Source organism: Pseudonocardia adelaidensis, assembly GCF_039543345.1.
Taxonomy (GTDB): Bacteria; Actinomycetota; Actinomycetes; order Mycobacteriales; family Pseudonocardiaceae; genus Pseudonocardia; species Pseudonocardia adelaidensis.
In genome coordinates, this window is sequence record NZ_BAABJO010000046.1 from 46,402 (window position 1) to 68,058 (window position 21,657).

The following is a 21,657-nucleotide window of genomic DNA, read 5'->3' on the forward strand; positions in this document are numbered from 1 at the left end:
CGGTGAACGGAACAGTCATGCCCAAGAACAAGACGCACAGCGGGATCGCCAAGCGGGTCAAGGTCACCGGCCGGGGCAAGCTGCTGCGCCAGCAGACCGGCCTGCGGCACCGCCTCGAGGTCAAGTCGAGCAAGGAGACGCGCGACCTGTCCCGCGTCGTGCCCGTGAGCAAGGCCGACGTCAAGCGCGTCAAGAAGCTCCTCGGCCGCTGACAGCGGCCCCTCGACGAACCCCTCCCGCCTGACCGGCGCGGCCAACCCGCCGCCGGCCCGACATTAAGGAACACCCTCATGGCACGCGTGAAGCGCGCGGTCAACGCTCAGAAGAAGCGCCGCACCACCCTCGAGCTGGCCAGCGGCTACCGCGGGCAGCGGTCGCGCCTGTACCGCAAGGCGAAGGAGCAGATGCTCCACTCGCTCAACTACGCCTACCGCGACCGCCGCGCCAAGAAGGGCGACTTCCGGCAGCTGTGGATCACCCGCATCAACGCAGCCGCCCGCGCCAACGGCATGACGTACAACCGCTTCATCCAGGGCATCAAGGCCGCGGGTGTCGAGGTCGACCGCAAGAACCTGTCGGAGATCGCCATCAGCGACCCGGCCGCGTTCACCGCGCTCGTCGAGCTCGCCCGCGCGAACGTGCCCTCGCAGAACGGGAGCGCCGCCTGAGCGCTCTGGCACCTGCCGAACCGCCCGGCACCGAACGCACCCCGCGCGTTGTCGCAGCCCGCAAGCTGCTGCGGCGCGCGGGACGTGATCGGGCCGGGCGGTTCCTCGTGGAGGGGGCACAGGCGGTCCGCGAGGCCGTCCGGTACGCCCGGGTGCACGAGCTGTTCGTCACGGCGGCGGCCGCCGAGCGGCATCCCGACCTGGTCGAGGCCGCCGCGGGGGCCGGCGCGCGGACCAGCCTCGTCACCGACACGGCCGCCGGGTCGCTGTCGGACACCGTCACGCCGCAGGGTCTCGTGGCCGTCTGCGACCTGCTCGACGTCCCCGTCGACGCCGCGCTGGGCCGGCACCCGTCGCTCGTGGCCGTGTGCGCCGGCATCGCCGACCCGGGCAACGCCGGCACGGTGATCCGGGTGGCCGACGCCGCGGGCGCCGACGCCGTGCTGCTGGCAGGCGACACCGTCGACCCGCACAACGGCAAGGCGGTGCGCGCCTCCACGGGCAGCGTCTTCCACCTGCCGCTGGCCCGGGACCGCGACGCCACCGCCGTGCTGGACGCCTGCGCCGCCGCCGGCCTCACCGTGCTGGCCGCCGACGCGGCGGGCGAGCTGGACCTGCACGAACCCGCCGCCCGGCCGGTGCTGGCCGGGCCGGTGGCCTGGGTCTTCGGCGGGGAGGCGCACGGTGTGCCCGGGGACCTCGCGGCGCGCGCCGACCACCGCGTCCGCATTCCCATCCACGGCCGGGCGGAGAGCCTGAACCTGGCCGCTGCGGCCGCCGTCTGCCTCTACGCGAGTGCCGCCGCACGTCGCGGATAGGATCCCTTCCACCATGACTGAGAGCACGGACCTCCAGAGCCTGCTGGAGCCCGACGCGCTGAAGGCCGCCGTCGCCGCCGCGGAGCGGGCCTTCGCCGAGGCGTCCGACCTCGCGGAGCTCGCCGCCGTGCGCCCGGCGCACCTGGGCGACCGCGCCCCGATCCTGCTCGCGCGCCGCGAGCTCGGCTCGCTGCCCGGGCCCGACCGAGCCGACGCCGGCAAGCGCGTCAACGCCGCGCGGCAGCAGGCGCAGGAGGCGTTCGACGCCCGCCGCGCCGTGCTCGTCGAGGAACGCGACGCGCGGGTGCTCGCCGAGGAGGCCGTCGACGTCACGCTGCCGTGGGACCGCGTGCCGCGCGGCGCCCGGCACCCGATCACCCAGGTCGCCGAGCACATCGCCGACGTGTTCGTCGCGATGGGCTGGGAGGTGGCCGAGGGCCCCGAGGTCGAGTCGTCCTGGCTGAACTTCGACGCGCTGAACTTCGGCAAGGACCACCCGGCCCGCACGATGCAGGACACCTTCTACCTGGGGGAGTCCGAGCAGTCGGGCACCGTGCTGCGCACCCACACCTCACCGGTGCAGGTCCGCGCGCTGCTGGAGCGGGAGCTGCCGGTGTACGTCGTGTGCCCCGGCCGCACGTTCCGCACCGACGCCCTCGACGCCACCCACACCCCGGTGTTCCACCAGGTCGAGGGCCTCGCCGTCGACCGCGGGATCACGATGGCCCACCTGAAGGGCACCCTCGACGCGTTCGCCCGCGCCATGTTCGGCGCGGAGTCCCGCACCCGGCTGCGGCCGTCGTTCTTCCCGTTCACCGAGCCGTCGGCCGAGGTCGACGTCTGGTTCCCGGAGAAGAAGGGCGGCGCGGGCTGGGTCGAGTGGGGCGGCTGCGGCATGGTCAACCCCAACGTCCTGCGCGCCTGCGGCATCGACCCGGAGGTGCACTCCGGGTTCGCGTTCGGCATGGGACTGGAGCGCACGCTGCAGTTCCGCAACGGCATCCCCGACATGCGCGACATGGTCGAGGGCGACGTGCGGTTCAGCCGCGCGTTCGGCGTCTGAGTCTGCCCGGGAGGGCGAAGAGTGCGTGTTCCGCTGTCCTGGCTCGCCGAGCACATCGGCGAGGCGACCCCATCGGCCGACGACACCGCCGAGGCGTTCGTGCGCGTCGGGCTGGAGATCGAGGACGTCCACGAACCCCCGGAGCTGACCGGGCCGATCGTCGTCGGCCGGGTGCTGGAGTTCGAGGTCCTCGAGGGGCTGAAGAAGCCCATCCGCTGGTGCCAGGTCGACGTCGGCGAGAAGGTGCGCGGCATCATCTGCGGCGCGTCCAACTTCGTGGCGGGCGACCTCGTCGTCGTCGCGCTGCCGGGCGCCGTGCTGCCGGGGCCGTTCCCGATCTCGGCGCGCAAGACCTACGGCCACGTCTCGGACGGCATGATCGCCTCCGCGCGCGAGCTCGGACTCGGCTCCGACCACGCCGGGATCATGGTGCTCCCGCCCGGCACGGCAGAGCCCGGCGCCGACGCCCTGCCGCTGCTCGGGCGCGACGACCCGGTCGTCGAGCTGGCCATCACCCCCGACCGGGGCTACTGCTTCTCGGTCCGCGGGCTCGCCCGCGAGCTGGCAGGCTCCCTCGACGCCGATTTCGCCGACCCCGCCGCCCGGGTCGACGTGCCGGCCGCCGACGGCGACGCATGGCCGGTGGAGCTGCCCGACCCCGGGTGCGCGCGGTTCGTCGCCCGCCGCGTCGACGGCGTCGACCCGGCCGCGCCCTCGCCGTGGTGGATGCAGCGCAGGCTCCTCGCGGCCGGGATGCGCCCGATCTCGCTGATCGTCGACGTCGCCAACTACGTGATGCTCGAGCTCGGCCAGCCGCTGCACACCTACGACGCCAACCGGGTGTCGGGCCCGATCGTCGTGCGCCGCGCCCGGGCGGGGGAGAAGCTCGTCACCCTCGACGACGTCGAGCGCACCCTCGACCCGGACGACCTGCTGATCACCGACGACTCCGGGCCCATCGGGCTCGCGGGCGTCATGGGCGGGGCGTCGACCGAGATCGCCACGGCCGGAGGCCGGTCCGACGGCACAGTGCCGGGCGAGGACGGGCGCATCGACGTCCTCATCGAGGCCGCGCACTTCCAGCAGGCCGTGATCGCGCGCGCCGCACGGCGGCACAAGCTGCCGTCGGAGGCGTCGAAGCGGTTCGAGCGGGTGGTCGACCCGCAGCTGCCGCCGGTGGCCGCCGAGCGGGCGGCGCAGCTGCTCGTCGAGCACGGGGGTGGCACCCTCGCCGCGGGCCGCACCGACGCCGGCGCCGCGCCCCGGCAGACGCCCGTCCGGATGCCGATCAACCTGCCCGACGAGGTGGCGGGCGTCGCGTACGCGCCGGGCGTCACCGTCCGGCGGCTCTCGCAGATCGGCTGCGCCGTTGACCTGGTCACCGGTGACGACGGCCGCGCCCGGGTCGTCGCGCTCCCGCCGTCGTGGCGACCCGACCTCGCCCAGCCCGCCGACCTGGTGGAGGAGGTGCTGCGCCTGGAGGGCTACGACGTGATCCCGTCGGTGCTGCCCGCCGCGCCCGCCGGCCGCGGGCTCACCCCGGGCCAGCAGCGCCGCCGCGCCGTGTCGCGGGCCCTCGCCGAGGCCGGGTACGTCGAGGTGCTGCCGTTCCCGTTCGTCGGGCCCGCCGCGTGGGACGCGTTCGGGCTGGCGGCCGACGACGTGCGCCGCCGCACCGTGCCCGTGCTCAACCCGCTCGACGCCGAGCGCGCCGAGCTCGCCACCACGCTGCTGCCGGGGCTCCTCGACACGCTGGTGCGCAACCGATCCCGCGGCGCCGCCGACCTCGCGCTGTACCACGTCGGGCAGGTCGTGCTGCCACACGCCGAGCCGAAGCCGATGCCCGACCCGGACGTCACCGGCCGCCCGTCCGACGCCGAGCTGGCGCAGATCGAGGCCGCCCTGCCGGCGCAGCCGCTGCACGTCGCGGCGGTGCTCGCCGGCGAGCGCGAGGCGCGCGGATGGTGGGGACCGGGTCGCGCGGCCGGGTGGGCCGACGCCGTGCAGGCCGCCCGGCTCGTCGGGCAGGCGGCGGGCGTCGAGCTGCGGGTCACCGCGGCCACGCTGGCGCCGTTCCACCCCGGCCGGTGTGCCGCGCTGCGCGTCGGGGACTGGGTCGTCGGCCACGCGGGCGAGCTGCACCCGAAGGTCGTGGAGGCCCTCGGGCTGCCGGAGCGCACCTGCGCCATGGAGCTGGACCTCGACGCGATCCCCCTGGACGACCGCAGGCCCGTGCCGAAGGTGTCGCCGTACCCGCCGATCGCGGTCGACGTCGCGCTGGTGGCCGACGCCGGGGTGCCGGCCGCCGACATCGCCGACACCCTCCAGGACGGGGGCGGCGACCTCCTCGAGGACGTCCGGCTCTTCGACGTCTACACCGGTGAGCAGGTCGGCGAGGGCCGGCGGTCGCTGGCGTTCACCCTCCGGTTCCGCGCGCCCGACCGCACGCTGACCAGCGAGGAGGCCAACGAGGCCCGCGACGCGGCGGTGGCGCTCGCCGGACGGCGGTACGGGGCGAGCCTGCGCGTCTGACGCCGCGCGGCCCGATCCGGTGAGTCCGGCCCCGCGGCACGATCCTTCCGAGGTCACGATCGACGCCCTCCGGAGGACGATGAGGCGGATCCCGGAGCGATCAGTGGCGCATGATCGATACGAGTTCGGCGCGATGGCCCTTCGGAGGGCCGAAACCCGGATCTCTGAACGATCAGAGCCGCGTCGCGAACGATCAGAGCTGCGTCGCCGGCCCGCGTCAGGCGCCGAGGTGGCGCAGTGCCTCGCGCCGGGAGAGCGGTGACAGGTCCGGGTGCTCGGCGACGAACGCGCGGACCCAGCCCGGGTCGGTGCGGGCGTGCTGGCGCAGTGCCCAGCCGATGCCCTTGCGGAGGAAGAAGTCGGGGTCGGCGATGTTGGCCTCGATCGCCTCGGTGAGCAGCGCGGTATCGGTGTCGCCGCCGGCCTGGAGCTGGCAGATCACGGACGTGCGGCGCAGCCAGCGGTCCGGGTCGGTGATCCACCCGCGGACCACGGGGCGCAGGGACCCGGGGTGCGCCCGCAGGAGCGGGCCGATCCGGCGGCTCGCGATCTCGTCGGTGAAGTCCCACCATGCACCCGTGACGACGAGGTGGCGCAGCAGCGGCACCCAGGACGGGTCGAGCCACGCCGCGTGGCGCCGGAGCCCGGTGAGCGAGAGGGCCAGGTAGCGCTCCTCGCGGAACTCCGCGCCGTCCCACAGCTCGCGCACGACGGCATCCAGCGTCGCGGCGTCGGCGAGCGGGTGCGCGGCGACGGCCGCCTTCAGGAGCCGCTCCCGGGCCGGTTTCGGGACACCGCGGAACGGCATCGCGGACTTCATGTACTGCTGCATCTCGGGGGCCGCGGCCGGGTCGGCCACGGCGGCGAGATCGGCCCGCAGCCGCGTGACGATCGGGTGCACGCCCCGGACGGTACGGCTCGGAAATGTCGGTGACCCGCCTCACCCTTCGCGTGGGAGAAGGGGGACGAGATGAACGTGCTCGTGGCCACGGCCGCCACCCAGGGCGACCGGCCGAACGACTACCACCACTGCATCGAGGGCGAGCTGGTGCGGATCAACGAGGTGTGCGCCCGCGGCCGCGGCGACCCGGACGGCGGCTGCGGCTGCGGGCGCGGGTTCGGCGGGCTCAACTCGCACCGGGCCACCACCACCGCGCGGATCGCCGAGGTGCCGCTCTCGCTCGCGGAGTACGCGTTGGCCATCCGGTCCAGCCTCCAGCAGCAGGGCTGGAACCCGTGCGCCGACTGCGCGATGTCGGAGGCCGTCGACCTGGCCGCGCTGGTCCTGGGTTGGCCCGCCGGCTCGGTCGTCGAGCGACGGCTCGACGAGCTCGTGGTCCGCTGCCTCGCCGACACGGGCTAGGAGCGCGCTCCGCCGGGTGGCGCCGGTCGGGTGGCGCCGGGTCAGGTGGCGCGGTCGAACGTGCGGGCCCAGCCCCGCACGTGGTCGAGCAGCTCGGGCGGGGACACCACCTCGAAGTCCGCGCCGATCGCGCCGAGCAGCATGGCCGGCCAGTCGAGCGAGTCCACGCGCATCTGCAGCCGGCACCGCCCGTCGCCGGTGTCGTCGGCGGTGCCCCAGCGGTCCACCATCTTCCGCACCGTCGCGGTGGGCGCGTCGACCAGCACCTCAACGGTCCAGCCGGGCACCTGCTCGGTCGATGCACGCACGAACGCGGCGGCGTCCTCCGCGGGCAGCGTGCGGGGTAGGAACCGGGCGCCGGTTGCCCGGGGAGCGTCGATCCGGTCGACGCGGAAGCTGCGCCAGTCGTGCCGCGTCAGGTCGTAGGCGACGAGGTACCAGCGGCGGCCGAGCGACACGAGCCTGAGCGGCTCGACGTGCCGGTCGGTGCGCTCGCCGGACCTCGCGCTGTAGGCGAACTCGAGCCGCTCGGTGTCCCGGCACGCCTGCGCGAGGGCGGTGAGCACGGCCGGGTCGGTGCTGGGCGCGGCGCCGCCCCAGGTCACCGGCACCGTCATGGCCCGCAGCGCGTCCACGCGGCGCCGCAGCCGCGGCGGCATCACCTGCACCACCTTGGTGAGCGCCCGCACCGACGACTCGGCGATGCCGGCAACCCCGCCCTGTGCGGCGGCCTGCAACCCGACGGCGAGCGCCACGGCCTCCTCGTCGTCCAGCACGAGCGGCGGGAGCGCGGCGCCGGCCGCGAGCTGGTAGCCGCCGTCGACGCCGCGGCTCGCCTCCACGGGGTAGCCGAGCTCGCGGAGTCGGTCGATGTCGCGGCGCAGCGTCCGCACGGACACGCCGAGCCGGTCGGCCAGCTCCGGGCCCGGCCAGTACCGGTGTGTCTGCAGCAGGGACAGCAGCCGCAGCGTCCGCGAGCTCGTGTTCGCCATGGCCTCAGATTCTCCCGAATTGAGGTCAGAAAGTGGCACTTGAGGCCATAACGTAGTCCTCGACAGCACCGATACGGAGAGGCGGAACCGATGACCAGCCCGACCCAGCAGGAGGCCCCCGAGATGACCACCGCGCTGACCGGCGAGCGTGCCGACATCCTGGAGACGCTCAGGGTGCACCGGCAGTTCCTGCGCCACACCGTGCAGGGGCTCACCGACGACCAGGCCCGGCAGCGCACCACGACGAGCGAGCTGACCCTCGGCGGGCTGATCAAGCACGTCGCCGAGACCGAGTCGGGCTGGGTGGACTTCATCCTCGACGGCCCCGACGCGATGGGCGGCGGCGACGTCGACTGGAGCGAGCCCAGCCCGGAGCTGGTCGAGCGGTACGAGAAGGGCTTCCAGCTGCTCCCCGACGAGACCCTGGAGGGCGTGCTCGCCCGCTACGACGAGGTCGCCCGGCGCACCGACGAGCTGGTGGCCACCATCGACCTCGACCTGTCGCACCCGCTGCCCGAGGCGCCGTGGTTCCCGAAGGGCGCCACGCGGACGGTGCGGCGGGCTTTCCTGCACATCGTCGCCGAGACGGCCCAGCACGCCGGGCACGCCGACATCATCAGGGAGTCCCTGGACGGGCAGAAGACGATGGGCTGAGCCTGGTGGTCCCCGCCCGATGGAGTGTGTGTTGCCGAATCGGCCGCCGTGGCCGGCGCCGGCGATGAGACCGGGCTTGGGCCGGATCACCGTCCCGCTTCACGCATCCCGTCGACGGGCCGCGTAGGCGACACGAGTCGCGTGGCTGACAGGTGGTTCGGGGCCAGCCCGCAACTGCGCCGCACATGGGCGGGCGGCGGCCGCTGATCAGCACGAACGTGGCATGGATCGCAGGGGTGCGGCTCGTGTCACGATCCCGTCGACCGGCGAGGTTTGCATCGGCTTGCGCCGGCGTGCATAGTCATACGCATGGCGCGGGTAGCGGTAGCAGGCGCGAGCGGGTACGCCGGGGGAGAGCTCCTCCGGCTCCTGCTCGCGCATCCGGACGTGGAGATAGGGACCCTCACGGCGGGCGGGAGCGCGGGCACGCGCCTGGGGGCGCACCAGCCCCACCTGCTCCCGCTGGCCGACCGCGTGCTGGAGGACACGACACCGGCCACGCTCGCCGGGCACGACGTCGTCTTCCTCGCGTTGCCGCACGGCAAGTCCGCGGAGCTCGCCGCACAGCTCGGCGATGACACCGTGGTGATCGACTGCGGTGCGGACCACCGGCTCGCCGACCCGGCCGCGTGGGAGCGCTGGTACGGCGGCACCCACGCCGGGAGCTGGCCGTACGGCCTGCCCGAGCTGCCCGGAGCGCGGGATGCACTCCGGGGCGCGAAGCGGGTCGCCGTCCCCGGCTGCTACCCGACGGCCGTGAGCCTGGCCATGGCCCCGGCGTTCGCCGCCGGGATCGTGGAGCCCGAGGTCGTCGTCACGGCGGTCACCGGGACGTCGGGTGCGGGCAAGTCGCTCAAGCCGCACCTGCTCGGTGCCGAGGTGATGGGCTCGCTGTCCGCCTACGGGGTGGGCGGCGTGCACCGGCACACGCCGGAGATGGTGCAGAACCTGTCCGCGGCGGCCGGCGCGGCCGTCTCGGTGAGCTTCACCCCCGTCCTGGCTCCGTTGCCGCGCGGCATCCTCGCCACCTGCACGGCCCGCACGCAGACGTCGGCGGCCGAGGCGGTCGAGGTGTACGCGAAGGCATACGCCGACGAGCCGTTCGTGCACCTCCTCCCGGAGGGCAGCTGGCCGGCCACCGCGTCCACCCTGGGCGCCAACACGGTCCACCTGCAGGTCACGGTCGATCCGGACGCCGGCAGGCTGGTCGTGGTCGCCGCGATCGACAACCTGACCAAGGGCACCGCCGGCGGCGCCATCCAGTGCATGAACCTGGCGCTCGGCCTGTCCGAGACCTCGGGCCTGCCGATCGCGGGGGTCGCTCCGTGAGCGAGCTCGCGAGCGAACCATCGGCACAGGGCGTCACGCAGCCCCAGGGCTTCCGGGCCTCCGGCGTGGTCGCCGGGATCCGCAACGGCGAGGGCCCCGACCTCGCCCTCGTCGTCAACGACGGCCCCCAGCACGCCGCGGCGGGCGTCTTCACCCGCAACAAGGTCAAGGCCGCCCCGGTCCTGTGGTCGGAGCAGGTGCTCACCACGGGCAGGCTGCGCGCGGTCGTGCTCAACGCGGGCAACGCCAACGCCTGCACCGGCCCGGAGGGCTTCCAGACCGCCCATGCCACCGCGGAGAAGGCCGCCGAGCTGCTCGGCTGCGGCGCCGTGGAGGTGGCGGTCTGCTCGACCGGCCTCATCGGCTCGCAGCTGCCGCGCGACGACGTCCTCGAGGGCGTCGCCGCCGCGCACGCCGCACTGGGTGCCGACGCCGCCGCGGGCCTGGCCGCCGCCACCGCGGTCATGACCACCGACACCGTCGCCAAGCAGGTCGGGCACGCCGACCCGGCGGGCTGGACGATCGGCGGTTTCACCAAGGGCGCCGGGATGATCGCGCCGTCGATGGCCACGACGCTCACGGTCGTCACCACCGACGCCGTGGTCGACGCCCCCGTGCTCGACGAGGCGCTGCGCGCCGCGGTGCGGGTGAGCTTCGACCGGCTCGACATCGACGGCTGCATGTCCACCAACGACACGGTGCTGCTGCTCGCGTCGGGCGCGTCCGGGGTCGTCCCCGACACCGCGGCGTTCAGGGCCGTGCTCACCGACCTGTGCAAGGACATGGCGCGGCAGATGCAGGCCGACGCCGAGGGTGTCACGAAGCGGATCGCGGTGCGCGTCGCGGGCGCGGCCACCGAGGACGACGCCGTCACGATCGCCCGCACGGTGGCCCGCGACAGCCTCGTCAAGACCGCGCTCTTCGGTTCCGACCCGAACTGGGGCCGGATCGCGGCCGCCGTCGGCTACTCCGACGCCGCGGTCGACCCGGACCGGATCGACGTCACGATCAACGGGGTGCTGCTCTGCCGCGGCGGGGTGGCCGCGGGCGACCGAGCCGCCGTCGACCTCAAGGGCGCGGACATCGTCGTCGAGGTCGTGCTCGGCCTCGGCGACGGCGAGGCCGAGATCCTCACCACCGACCTGTCCCACGGCTACGTGGAGGAGAACAGTGCGTACTCCTCTTGAGGCCCGGCTCGAGCGCGCGGGTGAGAAGGCCGGCGTCCTCGCCGAGGCGCTGCCGTGGCTGCAGCGGTTCCACGACAAGGTCGTCGTCGTCAAGTACGGCGGCAACGCCATGGTCGACGAGGAGCTCAAGCAGGCGTTCGCCCAGGACATGGTGTTCCTGCGCCTCGCCGGCATCCACCCGGTCGTGGTGCACGGCGGGGGCCCGCAGATCACCGCGATGCTCGACCGGCTCGGCCTGCCCGCCGAGTTCCGCGGCGGCCTGCGCGTCACCACGCCGGAGACGATCGACGTCGTGCGGATGGTGCTGGTCGGCCAGGTCGGCCGGGAGCTCGTCGGGCTGATCAACCAGCACGGCCCGTACGCCGTGGGCCTGTCCGGCGAGGACGCCCACCTGTTCACCGCCCAGAAGCGCACGGCGCTCGTCGACGGCGAGGCGGTCGACATCGGCCTGGTCGGCGACGTGGTGCACGTCAACCCGGACGCAGTGCTCGACATCGTCAGGGCCGGGCGGATCCCGGTGGTCGCCGGCGTCGCGCCGGACGTCGACGGCACCGTCTACAACATCAACGCCGACAGCGCGGCCGCCGCGCTGGCGGCGAGCCTCGGCGCCGCGAAGCTCGTGGTGCTCACCGACGTGGCGGGGCTGTTCGCGAACTACCCCGACCCGGAGTCGGTGATCAGCGCGCTCACCGCCGACGAGCTGGAGCCGATGCTGCCCGGCCTGGCGAGCGGCATGGCGCCGAAGATGGAGGCCTGTCTCCGGGCGGTGCGCGGTGGCGTGCCGCAGGCCCACGTGATCGACGGGCGGATGCCGCACTCGGTGCTGCTCGAGGTCTTCACCTCCGAAGGAGTCGGAACGATGGTGACCCCATGAGTGAGCTCGCGAACGAATCGTCGGCGCAGGGTGACCTGACGCAGCGGTGGCAGGCCGCGATGATGGACAACTACGGCACGCCGCCGCTCACGCTCGTGCGCGGCACGGGCGCCGAGGTGTGGGACGCCGCCGGCAAGCGCTACCTCGACCTGGTCAGCGGCATCGCCGTCAACGCGCTCGGGCACGCGCACCCCGCCGTCGTCGAGGCCGTCACGCAGCAGATGCAGACGCTCGGCCACACGTCCAACCTCTACATCACCGAGCCGCCGCTCGAACTGGCGGAGAAGCTGCTCGAGCTGATCGGGGAGCCCGGCCGGGTCGTCTTCTCCAACTCCGGCGCCGAGGCCAACGAGGCCGCGTTCAAGATGGCGCGCCGCACCGGCCGGTCGAAGATCATCGCCTGTGAGAACGCGTTCCACGGCCGCACGATGGGGGCGCTCGCCCTCACCGGCCAGGAGCCGAAGCGGGCGCCGTTCTACCCGATGACGCCGGGCGTGGAGCACGTGCCGTACGGCGACGTGGCCGCGCTGGAGGCGGCCGTCGACGCCGACACGGCCGCGGTGTTCCTGGAGCCGATCCTCGGTGAGGCCGGCGCGGTCAACCCGCCGGAGGGCTACCTCGCCGCGGCGCGGCGGATCACCGAGGAGCACGGCGCCCTGCTCGTGCTCGACGAGGTGCAGACCGGCATCGGGCGCACCGGCTCGTGGTTCGCGTTCCAGCAGGCCGGTGTGGTGCCCGACGTCGTGACGCTGGCCAAGGGCCTCGCGGGCGGCCTGCCGATCGGCGCCTGCATCGGCCTGGGCGCCGCGGGCGACCTCCTCACGCCCGGCCAGCACGGCACGACGTTCGGCGGCAACCCGGTGGTCGCGGCCGCGGCGCTCGCCGTGCTGCGCACGATCGCCGCCGAGGGCCTGCTGGAGCACGTCACGCAGGTCGGCAAGGAGATCGCGACCTCGGTCGAGGCGCTGGGCCACCCGCTCGTCGACGGGGTCAGCGGCGCCGGCCTGCTGATCGGCATCGGCCTGCGCAAGCCCGTGTCCACCGCGGTGGCGACGGCGGCGCGCGCCGGCGGGTTCCTCGTCAACAACGCGGTGCCGGACCGGACCCGGCTGGTCCCGCCGCTCGTGCTCACCTCCGAGCAAGCCCAGGAGTTCCTCGCGGCCTTCCCGAAGTTCCTGGATGCGGCGAACGATGACTAGGCACCTCCTCCGCGACGACGACCTCACACCCGACGAGCAGTGGGAGATCCTCGACCTCGCCGACGCGATGAAGGCCGACCGGTACGCCCACCGCCCGCTCGCAGGCCCGCGCCCGGTCGCCGTGCTGTTCGACAAGGCCTCCACCCGCACCCGGCTGTCGTTCGAGGCCGGGATCGCGCAGCTGGGCGGGCACCCCCTGATCGTCGACGCCCGGTCCAGCCAGATGGGCCGCGGCGAGACGATCGGCGACACCGCCCGGATGCTGTCGCGCTTCGTCGACGCGATCGTGTGGCGCACCGGCGACCAGTCCCGGATCGAGGAGATGGCCGCCGCCGCGACGGTGCCGGTCGTCAACGCGCTCACCGACCAGTTCCACCCCTGCCAGGTGCTCGCGGACCTGCAGACCGTCCGCGAGCGGTTCGGGCGCCTCGCCGGGCTCACGCTGACCTACCTCGGCGACGGCGCCAACAACATGGCCCACTCGCTGCTGCTCGGCGGCGCCACCGCCGGGCTGCACGTCCGGATCTGCGCGCCGGAGGGCTTCCAGCCCGACGGTGGCGTGCTGCGCGACGCGAAGAACCGGGCGTCCGACACCGGTGGCGGCGTGGAGCTGGTCGCCGACCCGCACGCCGCGGTCGACGGCGCCGACGTGGTGGTCACCGACACGTGGGTCTCGATGGGTCAGGAGCACGACGGCCTCGACCGGGCGGGGCCGTTCCGGCCGCTGCAGGTCAACGCGGCACTGCTGGAGCGGGCCGCGCCGGGCGCGATCGTGCTGCACTGCCTGCCGGCCCACCGGGGCGACGAGATCACCGACGAGGTGCTGGACGGTCCGCGCAGCGCCGTCTGGGACGAGGCCGAGAACCGGCTGCACGCACAGAAGGCACTGCTCTCGTGGTTGCTCCGACGAGCATGACCACGGGAACGCGCGCGGCCCGGCAGGCCCGGATCGTCGAGCTGATCCGGGACCGGGCCGTGCACAGCCAGACCGAGCTGCTCGCCCTGCTGGAGGACGACGGGATCGCCACCACGCAGGCCACGCTGTCGCGCGACCTCGACGAGCTGGGCGCGCTCAAGGTCCGCGGCGCCTACGTGATCCCCGACGACGGCAGCCCGGTGCGCGGCGTCGAGGGCGGCACCGCCCGGCTGGCGCGGTTGCTGGGGGAGGTGCTCACGTCCGCGGACGCGAGTGGGAACCTTGCGGTCCTGCGCACCCCGCCCGGTGCGGCCCAGTACCTGGCGAGCGCGCTCGACCGCGCTGCCCTGAACTACATCGTCGGCACGATCGCGGGCGACGACACACTCCTGGTCGTGGCCCGAGAGCCCCTCACCGGTGCCGAACTCGTCGCGCGCCTGCGTGACCTCTGACCGCGAACTCCTCCGACTGCGAACTCCTCCGACTGCGAACTCTGAGCAAGGAGCCCCAAGCCGTGAGCAAGGTCCTGACCTCCCTCCCCAAGGGTGAGCGCATCGGCATCGCCTTCTCCGGGGGCCTCGACACCTCCGTGGCGGTCGCGTGGATGCGCGACAAGGGCGGGATCCCGTGCACCTACACCGCCGACCTCGGCCAGTACGACGAGGCGGACATCTCCGGCGTCCCCGCCCGGGCGAAGCAGTACGGCGCGGAGATCGCCCGCGCGGTCGACATCAAGCCGCAGCTGGTCGAGGAGGGCCTTGCGGCGCTCGCGTGCGGCGCCTTCCACATCCGCTCCGGGGGCCGGACGTACTTCAACACCACGCCGCTCGGCCGCGCGGTCACCGGGACGCTGCTGGTGCGGGCGATGCAGGCCGACGACGTGAACATCTGGGGCGACGGCTCGACGTTCAAGGGCAACGACATCGAGCGGTTCTACCGCTACGGCCTGCTGGCCAACCCCGAGCTGCGCATCTACAAGCCGTGGCTCGACGCCGACTTCGTGCAGGAGCTCGGCGGCCGCGACGAGATGAGCCGGTGGCTCACCGCGCACGGCCTGCCGTACCGGGACTCGGCCGAGAAGGCGTACTCCACCGACGCCAACATCTGGGGCGCCACCCACGAGGCCAAGACGCTCGAGCACCTCGACGTGTCCCTCGAGACGGTCGAGCCGATCATGGGTGTCAAGTTCTGGGACCCGTCGGTGCAGATCGAGACCGAGGACGTCGCCATCACGTTCGAGGCCGGGTACCCGGTGGCCATCAACGGCAGGCGGTTCGCCGACAACGTCGCCCTCGTCCTGGAGGCCAACCGGATCGGTGGGCGCCACGGCCTGGGCATGTCCGACCAGATCGAGAACCGGATCATCGAGGCGAAGTCGCGCGGCATCTACGAGGCACCCGGGATGGCGCTGCTCTTCGCCGCCTACGAGCGGCTGCTCAACGCGATCCACAACGAGGACACCGTCGCCAACTACCACAACGAGGGCCGCAAGCTCGGCAGGCTGCTCTACGAGGGGCGGTGGCTGGACCCGCAGGCGCTGATGGTGCGCGAGTCGATCCAGCGCTGGGTCGCCTCGCTCGTGACCGGCACCGTGACGCTGCGGCTGCGCCGCGGCGACGACTACACGATCCTCGACACGCAGGGGGCCGGCTTCTCCTACCACCCCGACCGGCTCTCCATGGAGCGCGTCGAGAACGCCGCCTTCGGGCCCGTGGACCGGATCGGCCAGCTCACGATGCGCAACCTCGACATCGCCGACTCCCGCGCCAAGCTGGAGGCCTACGCCGGGCAGCCGCACGAGCAGGGCACGGTGCTCGTCGAGCACGGCACGCTCTTCGGGGAGCTGCCCGCGGGCGGCTTCGACCGGATCGCCGCGGACGACGAGGCGGGCGACCGCGACTCCGAGAGGTCGCTCGACGACGTCGCGCTGGAAGCGGGTACCGACTGATGGCCCGCTCGACGGGTCTGTGGGGCGGCCGGTTCACCTCCGGCCCCGCCGACGCGCTGGCGGCGCTGTCGAAGTCCACCCAGTTCGACTGGCGCCTCGCGCCGTACGACCTGCGGGCCTCGATGGCGCACGCCCGCGTGCTGCACCGCGCCGGGCTGCTCACCGACGACGAGCTGGCCGGCATGCTCGACGCGCTCGCCAAGCTCGCCGCCGACGTCGAGTCCGGGGCCTTCGGCCCGGCACCCGACGACGAGGACGTGCACTCCGCGCTCGAGCGCGGCCTGATCGAACGGGCCGGGCCGGAACTGGGCGGCAAGCTGCGTGCCGGCCGATCGCGCAACGACCAGGTCGCCACGCTGTTCCGGATGTGGCTGCGGGACGCGGCCCGCCGGGTCGGCGCCGGCGTGCTGGACGTCGTCGACGCGCTCGTCGCGCAGGCGGACGCGCACCTCGACGCGCCCATGCCCGGCCGCACCCACCTGCAGCACGCGCAGCCCGTACTGCTCGCGCACCACCTCGCCGCGCACGCGCACGCCCTGCTGCGCGACGTCGACCGGCTGCGCGACTGGGACCGTCGGGCGGCCGTCTCCCCGTACGGGTCGGGCGCCCTCGCCGGTTCCTCGCTCGGGCTCGACCCGGAGGCCGTCGCCGCCGAGCTGGGCTTCCACTCGTCGTCGGCGAACTCGATCGACGGCACCGCGTCCCGGGACTTCGCAGCCGAGGCCGCGTTCGTGCTGGCCATGGTGGCGGTCGACCTGTCCCGGATCGCCGAGGAGGTGATCGTCTGGGCGACGGCGGAGTTCTCCTACGTCACGCTCGACGACGCCTTCTCCACCGGCAGCTCGATCATGCCGCAGAAGAAGAACCCGGACGTCGCGGAGCTGGCGCGCGGGAAGGCCGGCCGGCTCATCGGCAACCTGTCCGGGCTGCTGGCCACGCTCAAGGGCCTCCCGCTGGCGTACAACCGCGACCTGCAGGAGGACAAGGAGCCGCTGTTCGACTCGGTCGAGCAGCTGGAGCTGCTGCTCCCGGCCGTCGCCGGCATGGTGGGCACGCTCACGTTCCACACCGACCGGCTGGCCGCGCTGGCCCCGGCGGGCTTCACGCTCGCCACCGACATCGCCGAGTGGCTGGTGCGCCAGGGGGTGCCGTTCCGCGTGGCGCACGAGGCCGCGGGTGGCTGCGTTCGCGCGGCCGAGGCCCGTGGCGTCGGGCTCGAGGACCTCACCGACGCCGAGCTGGCCGCCGTCCACCCGGCCCTGAACCCGGATGTGCGCGCCGTGCTCACCGTGGCAGGCTCGATCGCGTCCCGGGCCGCCCGCGGCGGCACCGCGGGAGCCCGCGTGGCCGAGCAGCTCGCCGAGCTGCGCACCACCGCCGCCGCCGCGCGGCAGGCCCTTTCCGAGACTGGAGGATCATCATGACCACGCCGGGGCTGGACGACGCCCGTGCCGCCTACGAGAAGCTCCAGGCCGAGGGCATGAAGCTCGACCTCACCCGGGGCAAGCCGTCGGCCGAGCAGCTCGACCTCGCGACCCCGCTGCTCGCCCTGCCGGGCGCCGACGACTTCCGCGCCGCGGACGGCACCGACACCCGCAACTACGGCGGCCTCCACGGCCTCCCCGAGCTGCGGGAGATCTTCGCGCCGTTCCTGCAGGTGCCCGTCGAGCAGCTGGTGGCATCGGGCAACTCCAGCCTCGAGCTGATGCACGACACGCTCGTCCACGCGCTGCTGTCCCCCCTCCCGGACGGCGAGCGGCGCTGGGTGGACGAGGAGCGGGTCGTCTTCCTCGCCCCCGTCCCCGGCTACGACCGGCACTTCGGCGTGTGCGAGCGGCTCGGGATCGAGCTGGTGCCGGTGCCGATGACCGACGACGGCCCGGACATGGACGTCGTCGAGGAGCTGGTGGCCGCCGACCCCACGGTCAAGGGCATCTGGTGCGTGCCGAAGTACTCCAACCCCACGGGCGCGGTGTACTCCGACGACACCGTGCGCAGGCTCGCGGCCATGCCGGCGGCGGCGCCGGACTTCCGGATCATCTGGGACAACGCGTACACCGTGCACCACCTCACCGAGGACGAGGTGGAGATCGCCGACGTGCTGGCGCTCGCGGCCGAGGCGGGCAACCCGAACCGCCCGTTCGTGATCGGGTCCACGTCGAAGATCACGCTGGCCGGCGCGGGCGTGGCGTTCCTCGGCGCGTCCGCGGAGAACATCGACTGGTGGATCCGGCTCACCTCGAAGCGCACGATCGGCCCGGACAAGACCAACCACCTGCGCCACGTGCGGTTCCTGCGCGACGCCGACGGCCTGCGCGCGTACATGCGCAAGCACCGCGAGATCATCGCGCCGAAGTTCGCCGCGGTGGACGAGGTGCTCACCCGCGAGTTCGCCGACAACCCCGGCGTGGAGTGGTCGAAGCCGGCAGGCGGCTACTTCGTCACGCTGACCGTGCCGGAGGGCACCGCCACCGAGATCGTCCGGCTCGCCGGGGACGCGGGGCTGGCGCTCACGCCTGCGGGGGCCACGCACCCTGGTGGTGAGGACCCGCAGGACAGCATTATCCGGATCGCGCCGACGTTCCCGCCGCTGCCCGAGGTGCGCAAGGCCATGGAGGGCGTGGCGGTGTGCGTGCGCCTGGCGCTCGCCCAGAAGTGACGCAGCTTCTCCCGCGGGAGGAGCTCGCCGTCGACGTCGTCGAGGCGGCCGTGCGGCTGCTCGGCTGCACGGTGGTCTCGGACACACCCGAGGGCCCGGTGGCCGTCCGGCTCGTCGAGGTGGAGGCCTACCGCGGTCGCGACGACCCGGCATCGCACAGCTACCGGGGGCGCACCCCGCGCAACGCGGTGATGTTCGGGCCGGCCGGGCACCTGTACGTCTACTTCGTCTACGGGATGCACTTCTGCGTGAACGTCACGGCGCTGGCCGACGGCGAGGCCGGGGCCGTGCTGCTGCGGGCGGGCGAGGTGGTCTCCGATCTCGGGCTGGCGCACGCCCGGCGGCCGACGGCCCGGCGTGATGATGATCTCGCCAAGGGCCCGGCCCGGCTCGCGTCGCTGCTGGGGCTGGGCCGCGAGCACAACGGGGTCGACGTGACCGATCCCACGTCGCCGGTCCGGCTGCTGGCCGGGCCCCCGGTCGACCCCGCGCTCGTGCGCACCGGCCCGCGGGTCGGGGTGGCGGCCGCCCACGAGCTGCCGTGGCGGTTCTTCGTCGACGGCTCGCCCGCGGTGAGCCCGTACCGGCCCGGCCGTGGCGCGCCGATCACAGCGACTGGACGGGCGGGGTAGGGTAGCCTAACCTTCGCCTGTGATCGTTCGGCTCCGTGTCTCCGCGGCCCTCCTCGCCGCCGCCGTCCTGCTCAGCGCGTGCGGAGGAGGCGGGTCCGGCCCGGCCGGGGAGGCGCCTGCCGGGGGCGGCGGGGGAGCGTTCCCCGGCACGGTGCAGCACGCGCTGGGCTCGACGGTGATCCCGGCGGCGCCGCAACGCGTCGTTTCCTTGGGCTACACCGACCAGGACACGATCCTCGCGTTCGGTGCGGTGCCCGTCGCCATCCGCGAGTTCACCGGCAACCGGCCGGCGGCCACGTGGCCGTGGGCCAGTGACCGCCTGCACGGCCGGCAGCCCCAGGTGCTGGTCGGGGACGAGATCAACGCCGAGACGGTCGCGGCGTTGCGGCCCGATCTGATCGTCGCGGTGTCGGCGGGGCTCGACCAGCAGGAGTACGAGACGTTCTCCCGGATCGCCCCCACCATCGCGCAGCCGCCGGGGGCGAACCCGTTCCAGGTGGGCTGGCAGGACGCGACCCGGCTGATCGGCACCGCCCTCGGCCGCCCGGACGAGGCCGAGCGGCTGGTCGGCGACCTCGAGGCCCGGTTCGCCGCCGTCCGCGCGCAGTACCCGCAGTTCGCGGGCCGCACGGCCGCCATCGCCGCGGCCAGCTCGACCAACGCCTCCTACTTCGTCTGGACCTCCGGGGACAACAGGGGCCGGTTCCTGACGTCGCTGGGCTTCACCGTCCCGGCGGTGTTCGACGAGCTCGCGGGCGACGACTTCTACGCCGACATCAGCAACGAGCGGCTCGGCATGCTCGACGAGAACGACGTCGTCGGGTGGCTGGAGATCCCCGGCAACGACGACGCCGCGCTCGACGCCCAGCCCGGCTACCCCGCCCTGCGCGTCGGCCAGGAGGGACGCGTGGTGAACCTCACCCAGGAGCAGGGCGTCGCGCTGTCGTTCAGCAGCGTGCTGAGCCTCCCCGCGCTGCTCGACCAGCTGCCCGCCGAGTTCGCCGCGCGCCTGGGCGGCTGAAACCCAGGGCGTGCCGGATCCGCGAGGCGCGCCCAGGTCGGGGTGGGGGAGGATCGACGGGTGGGAACGAACATCCTCGACGAGCTGGAGTGGCGCGGCCTGATCGCGCAGAGCACCGACCTCGACGCGCTGCGGCGTGATCTGGACGCCCGCGTGCTCACCCTCTATGCCGGGTTCGACCCCACGGCACCCAGCCTGCACGCGGGCAACCTCATGCTGTTACTCACACTCCGCCGGTTCCAACAGGCGGGGGCGCGCCCGATCGTCCTCGCCGGCGGGGCCACCGGGATGATCGGTGATCCGCGCGACGTCGGGGAGCGGGCGCTGAACAGCGCCGACACCGTCCGCGACTGGGCGAGCCGGATCCGGGGGCAGCTGGAGCGGTTCGTCGACTTCGACGGACCCAACGGCGCGCTGGTCGTCAACAACCTCGACTGGACCGGCGGGCAGACCACGCTCGAGTTCCTGCGGGACGTCGGGAAGCACTTTTCGATCAACGTGATGCTCAACCGCGAGACCGTGAAGCGCAGGCTCGCGGGCGACGGCATGTCCTACACGGAGTTCAGCTACCTGCTCCTGCAGAGCCAGGACTACCTGCACCTGTACCGCGAGCACGGCTGCCGGCTGCAGATCGGCGGGTCCGACCAGTGGGGCAACATCGTCGGAGGGGTCGACCTGATCCGGAAGGTCGAGGGCACCGCCGTGCACGCCCTCACCACGCCGCTCGTCACCGACGCGGAAGGCCGGAAGATCGGCAAGTCGACCGGCGGCGGCAGCATCTGGCTCGACGCCGAGATGACCTCGCCCTACGCCTGGTACCAGTACTTCGTCAACGTCGCAGACGCCGACGTGGTCCGCTACCTGCGCTACTTCACGCTCATGTCCCGAGAGGAGATCGCCGACCTGCAGCGGGCCGTCGCCGAGCGGCCGTTCGCCCGGGAGGCCCAGCGCCGGTTGGCCGGGGAGCTCACCACGCTGGTGCACGGGCAGCGGGCCACGGACCAGGTGGTCGCGGCGAGCTCGGCGCTCTTCGGGAGGGGTGACCTCCGGGAGCTCGACGCCGGCACCCTCGACGCCGCACTGGCCGAGGTGCCGCACGCCGAGGTGTCGATCGGGGAACGCCCCACGATCGTCGACCTCCTGCTCTCGACGGGGCTGGCGGAGAGCCGTAGCGCCGCCCGGCGGACCGTCGGGGAGGGCGGGGCGTACGTCAACAACGCCAAGGTGCCCGACGAGGGCTGGACGCTCGACGAGGACGACCTCCTCCCCGGCCGGTGGGCGGTCGTGCGCCGGGGCAAGCGGAACCTCGCCGGCGTCCGGGCGAGCTGAGCCCTCCGCGCGGGGGCGGGAACACCGACCCGTCCCCGCGCGTTGGACACCTCGGAGCGGCAAGCCCGCCCGGACGGCCCCTGACCTGCAGGAACATCAAAAAGGGACCCCCGGTGTTCGGGCCTCTGACGGGGGTGTGTAACTTTCTCCTCGTCGCCACGGCGGGCAGCACGACAGACCGGGACGGAATCTCCGGCCCAGAGTCAGCCCCCGGATCACGGCGGCCGCCCCTGAAGGCCGGGCACCTCGGTGCTAGCCTGAAGGAGTGGGCCTGGCGGAGCTTGACTCCGCGCCCAGGACCACGTACCGTGTGAAAGTTGCCCCGGCCCGGTCCGCAAGGATCGCAATGGTGTGCGGGTGTCTCTTGAGAACTCAACAGTGTGTCGAGCTTGTTCATGGACTGGTTTTGTGCCAGTTTGAACATTAAGTCGTCGAGGCCCCGTCCTCGGCGCAATTGTAGGGCCAGTTTTTGT

21 protein-coding genes are annotated in these 21,657 nt (G+C 73.5%); 19 read left to right on the top strand and 2 right to left on the bottom strand.

Features of this window, described 5'->3' with window-relative positions:
- Positions 1-17: 17 nt before the first annotated feature.
- The 5 genes from rpmI to pheT all read left to right on the top strand — a co-directional run bounded on the left by rpmI (position 18) and on the right by pheT (position 5,081).
- The gene (gene rpmI, locus ABEA81_RS38615; protein ID WP_345612423.1) at positions 18-212 is read left to right on the top strand and encodes a 50S ribosomal protein L35; all 195 of its coding nucleotides are present in this window, start codon (positions 18-20) and stop codon (positions 210-212) included.
- A 78-nt stretch (positions 213-290) separates the two neighbouring features.
- Complete coding sequence (rplT, locus tag ABEA81_RS38620; RefSeq protein WP_345612425.1) at positions 291-668, top strand: 50S ribosomal protein L20; 378 nt, start codon at positions 291-293, stop codon at positions 666-668.
- A 5-nt stretch (positions 669-673) separates the two neighbouring features.
- On the top strand, positions 674-1,486 hold the full coding sequence (locus tag ABEA81_RS38625) for a TrmH family RNA methyltransferase (protein WP_345612466.1): 813 nt from the start codon (positions 674-676) through the stop codon (positions 1,484-1,486).
- Positions 1,487-1,499: 13 nt separating this feature from the next.
- On the top strand, positions 1,500-2,549 hold the full coding sequence (pheS, locus tag ABEA81_RS38630; RefSeq protein WP_345612427.1) for a phenylalanine--tRNA ligase subunit alpha: 1,050 nt from the start codon (positions 1,500-1,502) through the stop codon (positions 2,547-2,549).
- A 21-nt stretch (positions 2,550-2,570) separates the two neighbouring features.
- Complete coding sequence (gene pheT, locus ABEA81_RS38635) at positions 2,571-5,081, top strand: phenylalanine--tRNA ligase subunit beta (protein WP_345612428.1); 2,511 nt, start codon at positions 2,571-2,573, stop codon at positions 5,079-5,081.
- A 217-nt stretch (positions 5,082-5,298) separates the two neighbouring features.
- On the opposite strand, the gene ABEA81_RS38640 is transcribed toward pheT, so the two are convergent.
- Positions 5,299-5,982, bottom strand: a complete 684-nt coding sequence (locus ABEA81_RS38640; protein WP_345612430.1) for a DNA alkylation repair protein — start codon at positions 5,980-5,982, stop codon at positions 5,299-5,301.
- A 69-nt stretch (positions 5,983-6,051) separates the two neighbouring features.
- Between ABEA81_RS38640 and ABEA81_RS38645 the strand changes: the two genes are divergently transcribed.
- Positions 6,052-6,444, top strand: a complete 393-nt coding sequence (locus tag ABEA81_RS38645; RefSeq protein WP_345612431.1) for a DUF7715 family protein — start codon at positions 6,052-6,054, stop codon at positions 6,442-6,444.
- Between the two features lie 41 nt (positions 6,445-6,485).
- Here ABEA81_RS38645 and ABEA81_RS38650 read toward each other — a convergent pair whose 3' ends face one another.
- Positions 6,486-7,436 carry a helix-turn-helix transcriptional regulator gene (locus tag ABEA81_RS38650; RefSeq protein WP_345612433.1) on the bottom strand — a complete coding sequence of 317 codons (951 nt, stop codon included), beginning with the start codon at positions 7,434-7,436 and terminating at the stop codon, positions 6,486-6,488.
- A gap of 90 nt (positions 7,437-7,526) precedes the next feature.
- On the opposite strand from ABEA81_RS38650, the gene ABEA81_RS38655 reads away from it, so the two are divergent.
- The 13 genes from ABEA81_RS38655 to tyrS all read left to right on the top strand — a co-directional run bounded on the left by ABEA81_RS38655 (position 7,527) and on the right by tyrS (position 21,184).
- Positions 7,527-8,090: a DinB family protein gene (locus tag ABEA81_RS38655; RefSeq protein WP_345612435.1), complete on the top strand. Its 564-nt coding sequence runs from the start codon at positions 7,527-7,529 to the stop codon at positions 8,088-8,090.
- 309 nt (positions 8,091-8,399) lie between these two features.
- A complete protein-coding gene (argC, locus tag ABEA81_RS38660) occupies positions 8,400-9,419 on the top strand; it encodes an N-acetyl-gamma-glutamyl-phosphate reductase (protein WP_345612437.1) in 1,020 nt (339 codons plus the stop codon).
- Positions 9,416-10,606 carry a bifunctional glutamate N-acetyltransferase/amino-acid acetyltransferase ArgJ gene (gene argJ, locus ABEA81_RS38665; RefSeq protein WP_345612439.1) on the top strand — a complete coding sequence of 397 codons (1,191 nt, stop codon included), beginning with the start codon at positions 9,416-9,418 and terminating at the stop codon, positions 10,604-10,606. Before argC ends, argJ begins: the two co-directional genes overlap by 4 nt.
- Entirely contained in the window at positions 10,590-11,480 is an 891-nt protein-coding gene (gene argB / locus ABEA81_RS38670; RefSeq protein ID WP_345612441.1) for an acetylglutamate kinase, read from the top strand. The genes argJ and argB overlap by 17 nt, the downstream gene beginning before the upstream one ends.
- Positions 11,477-12,679, top strand: a complete 1,203-nt coding sequence (locus tag ABEA81_RS38675) for an acetylornithine transaminase (protein WP_345612443.1) — start codon at positions 11,477-11,479, stop codon at positions 12,677-12,679. The genes argB and ABEA81_RS38675 overlap by 4 nt, the downstream gene beginning before the upstream one ends.
- Positions 12,672-13,595, top strand: coding sequence for an ornithine carbamoyltransferase (gene argF / locus ABEA81_RS38680; protein ID WP_345612445.1), 924 nt, complete (start codon positions 12,672-12,674; stop codon positions 13,593-13,595). Before ABEA81_RS38675 ends, argF begins: the two co-directional genes overlap by 8 nt.
- On the top strand, positions 13,592-14,047 hold the full coding sequence (locus ABEA81_RS38685; protein WP_345612447.1) for an arginine repressor: 456 nt from the start codon (positions 13,592-13,594) through the stop codon (positions 14,045-14,047). Before argF ends, ABEA81_RS38685 begins: the two co-directional genes overlap by 4 nt.
- Positions 14,048-14,109: 62 nt before the next feature.
- Positions 14,110-15,543 (top strand): argininosuccinate synthase, encoded by a 1,434-nt coding sequence (gene argG, locus ABEA81_RS38690; RefSeq protein WP_345612449.1) that lies wholly within the window; start codon positions 14,110-14,112, stop codon positions 15,541-15,543.
- A complete protein-coding gene (gene argH / locus ABEA81_RS38695) occupies positions 15,543-16,967 on the top strand; it encodes an argininosuccinate lyase (protein WP_345612451.1) in 1,425 nt (474 codons plus the stop codon). The genes argG and argH overlap by 1 nt, the downstream gene beginning before the upstream one ends.
- A complete protein-coding gene (locus ABEA81_RS38700) occupies positions 16,964-18,202 on the top strand; it encodes an aminotransferase class I/II-fold pyridoxal phosphate-dependent enzyme (protein WP_345612453.1) in 1,239 nt (412 codons plus the stop codon). The genes argH and ABEA81_RS38700 overlap by 4 nt, the downstream gene beginning before the upstream one ends.
- On the top strand, positions 18,199-18,834 hold the full coding sequence (locus ABEA81_RS38705; RefSeq protein ID WP_345612457.1) for a DNA-3-methyladenine glycosylase: 636 nt from the start codon (positions 18,199-18,201) through the stop codon (positions 18,832-18,834). Before ABEA81_RS38700 ends, ABEA81_RS38705 begins: the two co-directional genes overlap by 4 nt.
- A gap of 19 nt (positions 18,835-18,853) precedes the next feature.
- On the top strand, positions 18,854-19,855 hold the full coding sequence (locus tag ABEA81_RS38710; protein WP_345612459.1) for an iron-siderophore ABC transporter substrate-binding protein: 1,002 nt from the start codon (positions 18,854-18,856) through the stop codon (positions 19,853-19,855).
- A 60-nt stretch (positions 19,856-19,915) separates the two neighbouring features.
- Complete coding sequence (gene tyrS / locus ABEA81_RS38715) at positions 19,916-21,184, top strand: tyrosine--tRNA ligase (protein WP_345612460.1); 1,269 nt, start codon at positions 19,916-19,918, stop codon at positions 21,182-21,184.
- Positions 21,185-21,657: the final 473 nt, after the last annotated feature.

Excerpts from the sequence above, each read along its gene's own strand:
- argF (WP_345612445.1), top strand. The coding sequence starts at position 12,672 with ATGACTAGGCACCTCCTCCGCGACGACGACCTCACACCCGACGAGCAG.
- argC (WP_345612437.1), top strand. The coding sequence starts at position 8,400 with ATGGCGCGGGTAGCGGTAGCAGGCGCGAGCGGGTACGCCGGGGGAGAG.
- ABEA81_RS38700 (WP_345612453.1), top strand. The coding sequence starts at position 16,964 with ATGACCACGCCGGGGCTGGACGACGCCCGTGCCGCCTACGAGAAGCTC.
- ABEA81_RS38675 (WP_345612443.1), top strand. The coding sequence starts at position 11,477 with ATGAGTGAGCTCGCGAACGAATCGTCGGCGCAGGGTGACCTGACGCAG.
- ABEA81_RS38645 (WP_345612431.1), top strand. The coding sequence starts at position 6,052 with ATGAACGTGCTCGTGGCCACGGCCGCCACCCAGGGCGACCGGCCGAAC.
- ABEA81_RS38655 (WP_345612435.1), top strand. The coding sequence starts at position 7,527 with ATGACCAGCCCGACCCAGCAGGAGGCCCCCGAGATGACCACCGCGCTG.
- argH (WP_345612451.1), top strand. The coding sequence starts at position 15,543 with ATGGCCCGCTCGACGGGTCTGTGGGGCGGCCGGTTCACCTCCGGCCCC.
- rplT (WP_345612425.1), top strand. The coding sequence starts at position 291 with ATGGCACGCGTGAAGCGCGCGGTCAACGCTCAGAAGAAGCGCCGCACC.
- ABEA81_RS38685 (WP_345612447.1), top strand. The coding sequence starts at position 13,592 with ATGACCACGGGAACGCGCGCGGCCCGGCAGGCCCGGATCGTCGAGCTG.
- ABEA81_RS38650 (WP_345612433.1), bottom strand. The coding sequence starts at position 7,436 with ATGGCGAACACGAGCTCGCGGACGCTGCGGCTGCTGTCCCTGCTGCAG.
- pheS (WP_345612427.1), top strand. The coding sequence starts at position 1,500 with ATGACTGAGAGCACGGACCTCCAGAGCCTGCTGGAGCCCGACGCGCTG.
- rpmI (WP_345612423.1), top strand. The coding sequence starts at position 18 with ATGCCCAAGAACAAGACGCACAGCGGGATCGCCAAGCGGGTCAAGGTC.